10 protein-coding genes and 1 tRNA gene are annotated in these 10,648 nt (G+C 60.6%); 6 read left to right on the forward strand and 5 right to left on the reverse strand.

The features are described from left to right. Nucleotides 1–50: 50 nt before the first annotated feature. The 5 genes from EL18_RS08540 to EL18_RS08555 all read left to right on the forward strand — a co-directional run bounded on the left by EL18_RS08540 (nt 51) and on the right by EL18_RS08555 (nt 4,508). Nucleotides 51–127: transfer RNA gene (locus tag EL18_RS08540), tRNA-Pro, on the forward strand. Nucleotides 128–193: 66 nt separating this feature from the next. Continuing rightward, nucleotides 194–646 (forward strand): DUF6998 domain-containing protein, encoded by a 453-nt coding sequence (locus EL18_RS18380; protein ID WP_425277150.1) that lies wholly within the window; start codon nt 194–196, stop codon nt 644–646. A 77-nt stretch (nt 647–723) separates the two neighbouring features. Beyond that, entirely contained in the window at nt 724–1,953 is a 1,230-nt protein-coding gene (locus tag EL18_RS08545; protein ID WP_036481850.1) for a putative DNA modification/repair radical SAM protein, read from the forward strand. Beyond that, the gene (locus tag EL18_RS08550; RefSeq protein WP_152552981.1) at nt 1,953–3,407 is read left to right on the forward strand and encodes a UdgX family uracil-DNA binding protein; all 1,455 of its coding nucleotides are present in this window, start codon (nt 1,953–1,955) and stop codon (nt 3,405–3,407) included. The genes EL18_RS08545 and EL18_RS08550 overlap by 1 nt, the downstream gene beginning before the upstream one ends. A gap of 93 nt (nt 3,408–3,500) precedes the next feature. Then, entirely contained in the window at nt 3,501–4,508 is a 1,008-nt protein-coding gene (locus tag EL18_RS08555; protein ID WP_036481853.1) for an asparaginase, read from the forward strand. 12 nt (nt 4,509–4,520) lie between these two features. Here the strand turns inward: EL18_RS08555 and EL18_RS08560 are convergent, their stop codons facing one another. The 5 genes from EL18_RS08560 to EL18_RS08580 all read right to left on the reverse strand — a co-directional run bounded on the left by EL18_RS08560 (nt 4,521) and on the right by EL18_RS08580 (nt 9,237). After that, nucleotides 4,521–5,159, reverse strand: coding sequence for a 2-dehydro-3-deoxy-6-phosphogalactonate aldolase (locus EL18_RS08560; protein ID WP_036481855.1), 639 nt, complete (start codon nt 5,157–5,159; stop codon nt 4,521–4,523). Beyond that, entirely contained in the window at nt 5,159–6,076 is a 918-nt protein-coding gene (locus EL18_RS08565; protein ID WP_152552982.1) for a 2-dehydro-3-deoxygalactonokinase, read from the reverse strand. The genes EL18_RS08560 and EL18_RS08565 overlap by 1 nt, the downstream gene beginning before the upstream one ends. 182 nt (nt 6,077–6,258) lie before the next feature. Next, nucleotides 6,259–7,041, reverse strand: coding sequence for an ATP-binding cassette domain-containing protein (locus EL18_RS08570; RefSeq protein WP_036481857.1), 783 nt, complete (start codon nt 7,039–7,041; stop codon nt 6,259–6,261). Continuing rightward, nucleotides 7,038–8,117 carry an ABC transporter permease gene (locus EL18_RS08575; protein ID WP_036481859.1) on the reverse strand — a complete coding sequence of 360 codons (1,080 nt, stop codon included), beginning with the start codon at nt 8,115–8,117 and terminating at the stop codon, nt 7,038–7,040. Before EL18_RS08575 ends, EL18_RS08570 begins: the two co-directional genes overlap by 4 nt. 88 nt (nt 8,118–8,205) lie before the next feature. Further along, nucleotides 8,206–9,237: a sugar ABC transporter substrate-binding protein gene (locus EL18_RS08580; RefSeq protein WP_036481862.1), complete on the reverse strand. Its 1,032-nt coding sequence runs from the start codon at nt 9,235–9,237 to the stop codon at nt 8,206–8,208. A 254-nt stretch (nt 9,238–9,491) separates the two neighbouring features. Between EL18_RS08580 and EL18_RS08585 the strand changes: the two genes are divergently transcribed. Next, nucleotides 9,492–10,637 (forward strand): ROK family transcriptional regulator, encoded by a 1,146-nt coding sequence (locus EL18_RS08585; protein WP_152552983.1) that lies wholly within the window; start codon nt 9,492–9,494, stop codon nt 10,635–10,637. The last annotated feature ends 11 nt before the right edge of the window (nt 10,638–10,648 follow it).

Consider the following 10,648-nt stretch of genomic DNA (forward strand, 5'->3'; position numbering starts at 1 on the left):
TTCGACTTGCGAAGCGAACCCATCATCGCTATAAGCCCGCCGTCAGGTCACGGAGTGTAGCGCAGCCTGGTAGCGCACCTCGTTCGGGACGAGGGGGTCGCAGGTTCGAATCCTGCCACTCCGACCATGATATTTCGATAATATACCCGCGAATACTTTGGATACTTTCGACCTCCCCCCCTCGATAGCTGAGTTGGTCCGTGCTCGGAACCTTCTGCGGGATGCCTTCGATAACATACTTCCCTTCACGTTTGACGGGAAACTCGTAGGAGACCTTGGTGAAGCCCTTGCGGTGCAGCTATATGGTATCACACTGCTAAATGGAAATACCCGCGGTGTCGACGGAATAAGCCCAGATGGTCGTCTAGTTCAAATAAAAGCCACCTCTACAGGGCGTGGTCCGGCTTTTACTTACACTGAATTACACAATGAAGCACAGCATCTACTATTTTTGGAGCTTCGACTGGATGATTGTAAGGGGGAGGTAGTATACAACGGCCCAGAGAGCATCGTGAGGAGTTATCTTCCATCAAGTTGGGCTAATCAACGCGCATTGTCTGCGCCACAGATCAGGCGAGCAAATTCGGAAGTACATAGCCACCAGCGCTTACTTCGTGTAGACCTTCCTGACGGAGCTGTCAGATAGAGGACCATAGCTATCTGTTCAACTTAGCACCACCATTCCCCCTTGCCTCCCATCCATAATGTTCTATATTTGTTCTCATGAAGAGAACACTCAAGGACAAGCTCGCCATCCTTGCGGATGCGGCGAAATATGATGCTTCCTGTGCGTCTTCGGGGACTTCGCGGCGCGATTCTTCGAAGGGCGGGATTGGCAGTGCGGGCGGGACCGGGATCTGTCATGCCTATACGCCGGACGGGCGCTGCATCAGCCTGTTGAAGATCCTGATGACGAATTTTTGCATCTTCGACTGCGCCTATTGCATCAACCGGGTTTCGAGCAGCGTCGAGCGGGCGCGGTTTACGCCGGAAGAGGTGGTGACGCTGACGCTGGAATTTTATCGCCGCAACTATATCGAAGGGCTGTTCCTGTCGTCGGGCATCATCCGCAGCGCCGATGACACCATGAGCGACATGGTGCGGATTGCGCGCATGCTGCGCGAGGACCACCAGTTCAAGGGCTACATTCACCTCAAGACCATTCCCGAGGCGAGCGAGGAGCTGATTGCCGAAGCCGGGCTTTATGCCGACCGCATGTCAATCAATGTGGAGCTGCCGCGCGATGACAGTACGCGCCTTCTCGCCCCGCAGAAAAAGCCCGAAACCATCCGTTCCGCCATGGCGGGCGTGCGCCAGCGGCTCGATGCCGCCAAGGAGCGCAGCCATTCGGGCCGCAAGGCCAAGCGCTTTGCGCCCGCCGGCCAGTCGACGCAGATGATTGTGGGGGCGGATGGTGCCAATGACCGCGACATTCTCACCACCTCCTCGCGGCTTTATGCGGGCTACAAGCTGCGCCGCGTCTATTACTCCGCCTTCTCGCCCATTCCCGATGCCTCCAAGGCCCTGCCGCTCATCAAACCGCCCCTGATGCGCGAGCACCGGCTTTACCAGGCCGACTGGCTGTTGCGCTTCTACGGCTTCGAGGTGGATGAGCTGGCAAGTGTCGCGCCTTCGGGCAATCTCGACCTTGCCATCGACCCCAAGCTTGCCTGGGCGCTGGCCAACCGCGCGCTCTTTCCTGTGGATGTGAACCAGGCCAGCCGAGAGCTCTTGCTGCGTATCCCAGGCTTCGGCACGCGCACGGTGGATCGCATCATCGCCGCCCGGCGTTCGGGCATTTTGCGTTATGGCGATCTGGTGCGCATCGGCGCAGTCATGAGCAAGGCCAAGCCTTTCGTGCAGTTTCCCGACTGGTCGCCGGGCGGGCTGACCGACAGCGCCAATCTGCGCGCGCGGTTCACGCCGCAGCCGGAGCAGCTGGTGCTGCTTTGATGTATCGCGTGGATCTGCCCGCGACCGGATTTTTCGAAGCGTGGCGGTCGGCCGCCCGGCGGCTCGCCAGTCACGCTGTCGCGCCTGAGATGGTGCAGTGGTGTCGCGGTGCCGGGGCCGACCTGTTCGAAGCCGCACCGCCACCCGATAAGGAGGGCCCGCACAAGGTCTCCGCGCCTGCCTCCTTCCTGCAACTTGCAGAAACGGTTCTGTGCCACCGCGATGGCGAGGCGCCTGCAGCACTTTACGCAGCCCTTGTTCGCCATCAGCAAGACAGGGGCGCGCTTTTAAATCCGGCCGATCTACTCACCCGCAAGCTTCAGGCCTTCGCCAAGACAATCCGTCGCGACATTCACAAGATGCATGCTTTCGTACGTTTTCGCGAATTGCCGAGCGACAGCGCGCGGCGACGCTTTGGCGCCTGGTTCGAGCCGGACCACCTCATCCTGGAAGCCGGAACACCCTTTTTTGCCAAGCGCTTCGGTGACATGGACTGGATGATCGCCACGCCGGAGGGTGTCGCGCGGTTCGAAGAGGGTGCGCTGACCTATCATCCGCCGACCACGCGGCCCGACCTGCCTCATGACGCTTCCGAAGAGCTTTGGGGCACCTATTTCGCCAATATCTTCAATCCCGCGCGCATCCATCTTCAGGCCATGCGCTCGGAGATGCCGAAGAAATATTGGAAGAACATGCCTGAAACGCAGCTCATCCCCGAAATGCTCGCGCATGCGGAAACGCGCGTGGAAAACATGCGGAAGGCAATGCCAGCCGAAGGCCCCAAGCGGGCCGAACGCATTCTCGACCGGCTGCGCACGCCCGAACCTCCCGCCATGCCGGAGACGCTTGAAGCCGCCCGCGAAGCTGCCGCCGCCTGCAGGCGCTGCGGCCTTTGCGAAGCGGCAACGCAGACCGTTTTCGGTGAAGGGCCGGAAGATGCGCGGCTGATGATCGTCGGCGAACAGCCCGGAGACATGGAGGATCTTGCAGGTCGCCCCTTTGTCGGACCGGCGGGCACGCTTCTGCGGGAGGTCATGGATGAAGTGGGCACAAAGCCCGCCTGGATGACCAATGCGGTGAAGCACTTCAAGTTCAAGACGCAGGGCAAGAAGCGCCTGCACCAGAGCCCCAACCGCCACGAGATCGAACATTGCCGCTGGTGGCTCGATCTGGAGCGCAAATTTTTAAAGCCCGGCCTCACACTCGCACTGGGTGCCTCCGCGGCTTTCGCCCTGACGGGCAATGCCAGCGCCATGACCCCGCGCCGCGGCAAGATCGAAACGGCTCGAGACGGCACCCCCGTCCTCATCACCTGGCACCCCAGCTTCATCCTGCGTATACCCCGCGAAGAACAGCCCCTCCGGCGACGGGAACTTGCCGACGATCTGAGACGGGCGGAGGATTTTCTTCGTCAGGCAGGCGGCGAAGCCGCGCCATCCGCCCTTGTCACATGAGGTGGAGATGCTTGACGTCCTCCCCTGCCCTCTGCACAAGCGTGGTCGAATTCAATCACGAGCTTTTTGCTCGGCTTTATGGGCAGGTTTCTGATGGAAAGTCCGGTTCTCGTTGAGGTTTTGCGCGGCGATGTGGTGGAGAGTGTTCATCGCGGGGTGATTGCCGTGGTGGATGCCGAAGGCGATTGCGTGTTCGAACGTGGAGACACGAAGCGCGCCATATTTCCGCGGTCGGCGGTAAAGGCAATCCAGGCGCTGCCCTTCATGGAAAGCGGTGCGGCGGATGCCTTCGGTTTTGGCAGAAAGGAAATCGCGCTCGCCTGCGCTTCCCATTCGGGCGAGCCGGAGCATGCAGAGCTAGCGCGCACCATGGTCGCCAAGGCCGGACTTGATGAAAGCGCCTATGAGTGCGGCGCGCATTGGCCGATGGAGCAGAAGCCGGCACTCGCGCTGGCGGCGACCGGCGCGAGGCCCAATCAGTTTCATAACAATTGCTCGGGCAAGCATGCCGGATTTCTGTGCACCTGCGCGCATAAGGGCATCAGCACGAAGGGCTATGTGACGGCCGGTCACGAGATCCAGCGCATGGCGGCCACAGCACTCGAAGAGGTTACCGGCGCGCGGCTTCAGGCCGATCAATGCGGCATTGATGGCTGCTCCATCCCCACCTACGCCGTGCCTATCCGCAATCTCGCGCAGGGCTTTGCGCGGCTTGCCACCGGCTCCGGCCTTTCTGAAAAGCGCTTCGAGGCGGCGCGGCGCATTTTCGATGCCTGCACGAGCGAGCCGTTTTACGTTGCCGGCACCGACCGCGCCGACACGAAGATGATGCAGGCCGGAAAGGGCCGCATCTTCACCAAGACGGGTGCCGAAGGCGTCTTCTGCGCCGCGATCCCGGAACTGGGTCTAGGCATCGCTCTCAAATGCGATGATGGCGCAACGCGCGGTGCGGAAGTGATGATCGCGCAGACGCTCGCCCGCCTGCTGCCCGAAGGTGACGATCTGCGCGCAGAGCTTGAGGTTCAGGCACGACCGGAACTGAAGAACTGGCGCGGCATCAAGGTCGGCGCGCTGCGGCCCTCGTCCGCTCTCACGCAATAAGGTGGTTCGGCGTCAGACGCCGAACACCTCGTCATAAACCTTCACCGCGGCATCGGCGCGCTGGCGCACTTCCGCGGCACTCGCACCTTCACTGTAGAGGCTGGAACCGAGGCCGAAGGTGCGGATACCGACCTTTGCATATTCGGCGAAGTTCTTCTCCGACACGCCGCCGACAGCACCGATGGGCAGGTCCTTGGGCAGCACGGCCGACATGGCCTTGATGCCCGATGCGCCGAGAATGCCCGCGGGGAAGAATTTCAGGCATGTCGCTCCAGCGCGAGCCGCCGCCAGCGCATCTGTCGGCGAGAACACACCGGGCATGGAGACCATGCCCTTCGCCACGGTCTGCCGGATGACATCGGGCTCGGTGTTCGGGCTGACAACGATGGAGCCGCCCGCATCATGCACGGCGTTCACATCTTCCACGGTGAGAACCGTACCTGCACCGATCAGCACACCCTTCGGTGCACGCCTGGCGGCGATCTCGATGGATTTGAGCGGATCGGGCGAGTTGAGCGGCACTTCGATGGCCTCGAAACCGGCCTCCAGAAGCTCGTCCACGATCCCACCCACTTCATCGGGCTTCACGCCGCGCAAGATGCCGACGAGATCGCGCTTCAGCTTCGGCCAGGTGACGGTTTGACTGCTCATCAGGTATTCCCCCAGAAAGATTGTGCTGCGGCGAAAAGGCCGCGCCGTGCCAGCGCCTCGCCATCAAGCGCCTGCGCATGAATGTCAGCGCGAGCCAGTGCCGCGCGATAAAGATCGGAAAGCGGTCCCGCGGCAACAAGGCCGACTTCTTCAGGCTCGAACGCGCGCTTCGCCGACGCGATCTCAGACCCTATGACCAGACCGGAAAGCCGCGAGGCCAGATCCCCTGCCTCCACGCCCTTGAGAAGAGCAGAGGCACGGATGGAGAAAAGCGCTTCGGTGAAGCCTCGCCCTTCAAGCATCTCATCGAGGGCCGAAGCAAATGCAGGATTTTCCGCATCGGCCTTCGCTTCGCCCAGCGTGTCGCGCAGGATCGAGTGCTTTGAGACCAGGCCGTGCATCTCGCCGGTCATGAAGGTGGTGAAGTGGACAAGCCTGCCCTCATCCACCTGAGCCCATTTCGAGTGTGTTCCCGGCATGCAGAAAATGCCGCTGGTCCGTGAACCGGCGACAGCGCCTGCAAGCTGCGTCTCCTCACCGCGCATGACATCCTCGCGACCGTCATCCATCTGGCAGGCGCCAGGCAGGATGCGAATGTCGCGCGTGGCATGAGCCACTTTGACCGCACTTTCATGAGCAGCAGCGAGATCGGCCGGCGTCTTCATATATTCCGCCTCGACCCAGCCACCGCGCGCACCGGCCATGCCGCAGATGATCACCGGCAGGCCAACTGGAGCGCCCATCTGCCCCAGATGCTTTTCCATGATCGCTTCGAAACGATCCGGCATGGCTGCGCGCATTCCCTCATCACTCGACCGGCTCTCCCGCACATCGCCTGAACGATCGAGCAGCCAGACGCGCATATTGGTCGTGCCCCAGTCGACAGCAGCACAGAACAGGTCGGACTTCGCGTTCACCGGATCAACTCCACCCAATGAGAAAATGTCTGCGCCTTTTCATTCAGACGGCAGGCTTGCGGCTTGCGCGCACTTGATAAGCGCGGAGTTGCGATCGGTCCAGTTCTTCCAAGGCATTTTCGGTTCGCTGAGATGCGGAAAGCCCGGCAATGATGCCGGGCTTTCAGTCCAGATGGCCAAAATCAGGCGACAGCGGCTTCGCTCGGAGGCTCCATTGCGCCTGTCATATAGGCAACGGCGTCAGACATTGTGTGCTGTTTCGGATCGATGACACAAAGACGCTGACCGAGCCGATGCACATGCACGCGGTCCGCCACCTCGAAGACGTGAGGCATGTTGTGCGATATGAGCACTATGGGCAATCCACGGGATTTCACATCCTGGATGAGATCAAGCACCTTGCGTGATTCCTTCACGCCAAGTGCGGCGGTCGGCTCGTCCATGATGATGACCTTCGAACCGAATGTCGCGGCGCGCACCACCGCCACGCCCTGGCGCTGTCCGCCAGAAAGCGTCTCAACCGCCTGGCGGATGTTCTGGATCGTCAGCAAGCCAAGTTCGTTGAGCTTCTGGCGCGCAACCTCCTCCATCCTGTCGCGGTCCAGGGCACGCAACCAGCGCCCCCGGAAGCCCGGTTTGCGAAGCTCTCTGCCCAGGAACATGTTGTCGGCTATGGACAGCGCGGGCGACAGGGCGAGGGTCTGGTGCACCGTTTCGATGCCCGCATCACGCGCTTCCAGCGGCGAGCGGAAATCCACCTTCTGCCCGTCAAGGCGTATCTCACCTTCATCCGGACGTATGGCTCCGGAGATCGCCTTGATGAGGGTGGTCTTGCCGGCGCCATTATCACCGATGACAGCGAGCACTTCGCCGGGATAGAGATCGAAATCCGCATGATTGAGGGCAACGACCCGCCCATAGCGCTTCACCAATCCGCGGGCTGTAAGAATGGGTTGAGCCGTCATGCCGATACCTTTCTTATCCACTGGTCCATTGCCACGGCTATGATGGTCAACCAGCCAATGGCGAAGACCTGCCACAGCACATCCACCCCAGCCAGGCGCAGTCCGGAATTGAAGACGCCGACGATCAGGGCTCCGACCAGTGGGCCGATGATCGAGCCACGGCCGCCAAAAAGCGAAATACCTCCGATCACGACAGCGGTGATCGACTGAAGGTTTGCTTCCTGAAAACTCTGGGGAGAAACCGAGCCCACGCGACCAATGGCAGCCCAGGCTGCAATGCCGCAGACGAGACCGGCAAGCGCGTAGACCTGGACGAGCGTGCGGCTGGTTCTGATGCCGGCCAGTTCCGCGGCATCCTTGTCATCACCCACGGCATATACATGTCGGCCCCAGGCGGTGCGGTTCAAGACATACCAGAGGACGGCGAAGATCAGCACCATCAACATGGAGCCGAAGGTGAATTGGGCGCCACCTATGTTGATGCTTTCGCCAAAGAACTTGAGAAGCGGAGCCTGCGCGTCAATGTCCTGGCTGCGAATGGACTGAGCGCCCGAGAGCCAGAGGTTCAAGGCGAAGAAGATGTTCCAGGTGCCAAGCGTCACGATGAAGGGAGGCAATCTGACCTTCGTGACGAGGAATCCGTTGAGCATCCCCGCCAGGGCGCCACAGATGAAGCCTATTCCGATCGCGACAGGTGTGGGCAGCCCCATCTGGACACCCAGATTGCCCATGATCACCGAAGCCAACACCATATTCGCCCCAACGGACAAATCGATGCCGGCCGTCAGGATGACCAGGCTTTGCGCCGCTGCGAGAATGCCAATGATCGAAACCTGCTGCATGATCAGCGACAGGTTGAACGCGCTGAAGAAGCGATCGCCTGCGATGAACCCGAAGGCAATGATGCTGATGGCCAGCACGATCACCGGCACCATCGTGGGATTGCCATGGAGAAAATGTTGAAGGCGGTCCACGAAATTCTTCTCGTGGCCTTCGAAGGCGGCTACCGACTGGTCGCTGCGATCGAGCACCTCCTCGAATTCCTGCTTGCGCGGGGCCGCGCCTGCGTCACTCATTCTATCCTCCCGTGAACTGAGACGGCGTTGGCTGCCTTGAAAACGGGAACGCGGAAGCGATACACGCTTCCGCATTCACGTGGTCGCGTCAGCCCCAGCAGCGATCAAGCCCCTCTTCGGAATCGATGGACTCGACCCCTTCGACAGGCTTGTCGGTCACCAGCGTCACGCCGGTGTTGAAGAAGTCGAGACCCGGGCTTGTTTCGGGAAGCTCGCCGCTTTCGGCGTATTTCTTGATGGCTTCGATGCCCATGGATGCCATCAGCAGCGGATATTGCTGGGAGGTTGCGCCGATAATGCCTTCCTTGACATTCTGCACGCCCGGGCAGCCGCCATCGACGGATACGATCAATACATCCGCTTCCTTGCCAAACGACTTGAGCGCCTCATAGGCACCTGCGGCTGCCGGCTCGTTGATCGTGTAGACGACATTGATGTCCGGATCCTTCTGCAGAAGGTTTTCCATGGCCTTGCGCCCACCCTCTTCGTTGCCGCTGGTCACATCATTGCCGACGATCCGCGCATCATCCTCGTCGCCGATCATGTTCTCGTCCTTCAGATCGATGCCGAAGCCCTGCAGGAAGCCCTGGTTGCGCAGCACATCCACCGAAGGCTGGCTTGGCGCCAGATCCAGCAAGGCGATCTTGGCATTCTGCGCCTCGTCACCCAGGGTTTTGGCGGCCCATTGACCGATCAGTTCGCCTGCCTTGAAATTGTCGGTCGCGAAGGTTGCGTCGGCAGAATCAATGGGCTCGAGCGGCGTATCGAGCGCGATGACGAGTATACCGGCGTCGCGCGCCTTTTTCACCGCCGGCACGATGGCCTTGGTGTCGGATGCCGTCAGAAGAATGCCTTTCGCGCCGGAAGCAATGCAGGATTCGATGGCCTGCACCTGTGTCTCGTGGTCACCATCGATCTTGCCGGCATAGGTGGAAAGTTCAACGCCAAGCTCTCCGGCCTTGGCAGTTGCGCCCTCCTTCATCTTCACGAAGAACGGGTTGATATCCGTCTTGGTGATCAGGCAGGCACCGACTTCCTGTGCAGATGCCGGGCCTGAAAGGGCAAGCATCGAGGCACCGGCGATCGCGAGCGCGCTCGCCTTGAGAACTGTTCTTTTCATCACATGATCCTCCCGTGAACTGAGCGGTGGGTTTGCACTCAATCCAGCGCCACCACCGCGGTCGTGACAACCATAGGAAACTACCGTGAGGGACGAGTGTCAATATATAAATCATTCTTATTTAATAATTGACACTTGCAGTTTGTGGCGAAACAATCGGCGCGAGTTGATGGAGGATGTGGCCGATGGATGCGAGTAATTCGCCGGGCCGGAAAAGAGATACGGCGCAAGGACGCGGCACAAATCAGAGCGGCATGCGCGACCATAATGAGCGGTTGGTGCTATCGCTTCTGAGGCAGCATGGCAGCCTGGCCAAGAGCGACATTGCGCGTCTGACCGGTCTTTCGGCCCAGACCGTCTCCGTTATCATGCGTGAACTGGAAGAAGAGCATCTGCTTGCGCGAGGCACGCCGAAGCGTGGCCGTGTGGGCCAGCCTTCAATCCCCATGCATCTAAACCCGGACGGGGCCTATTTTCTCGGCCTGAAGATCGGGCGCAGAAGCTGCGAACTGGCGCTGATCGACTTCACGGGCAAGCTACGCCGAATGACCCAGCGCGCGCATCAATATCCAACACCGGCGGAGACAATTTCCTGGGTGGTGGACGAAATTGCGGCCATGAAGGAGAACGGTCTTTCGGTGGAGTGGAACCGCATCGGCGGTCTTGGGATCGCCATGCCCTTCCAGCTTTGGAACTGGGCCGATACTGCCGGTGCACCGCATGGTGCCATGGACGGTTGGCGCGAGCGGGATATCCGCGCGGAACTCAGCTCCCTTTGCCCCTTCCCGGTCTATCTGCAGAATGACGGGACCTGCGCCTGTGGCGCGGAGCTGGTATTTGGCGACACCGGCATTACCGGCGACTTCCTCTATTTTTATGTCGGCGCATTCATCGGTGGCGGCATTGCCATGGGCGGGCGCGTTTACGCGGGCCGGAGCGGGAATGCTGGCGCGCTTGGTTCCATGCCCGTGCCCGGTCCGGGGAACTCCTACCGCCAGCTCATCGATGTAGCCTCGATCCATGTGCTTGAAAGCACGCTGCGCAAGGCCGGCTTTGACGCGCAGTTCCTGTGGACGTCGCCGGAAGACTGGGGCGATATCGACGACCACTTCGAGAACTGGCTCACTGAGGCCGCAGAAGGCCTGGCACATGCCATCGTGGCGGCTTCATCGGTGGTCGATTTCGAAGCCGCGATAATCGAGGGATGGCTGCCCCGCAGCCTTCGAGCGCGCCTGGTTGAAGAGGTTCAAAGGGCGCTTGACGAAAAGGATTCCGAAGGTCTTGTGCTTCCGGCGGTACGCGAGGGAAGCGTCGGTCGTCATGCCCGGGCGCTTGGTGGCGCCAGTCTGCCGCTGGCCGAGCGTTTCCTGATCGGCGCACCGTTCAACATCCACTCCTGAACATCACGAAA

Source organism: Nitratireductor basaltis, assembly GCF_000733725.1.
In the GTDB taxonomy this organism is placed as follows: domain Bacteria; phylum Pseudomonadota; class Alphaproteobacteria; order Rhizobiales; family Rhizobiaceae; genus Chelativorans; species Chelativorans basaltis.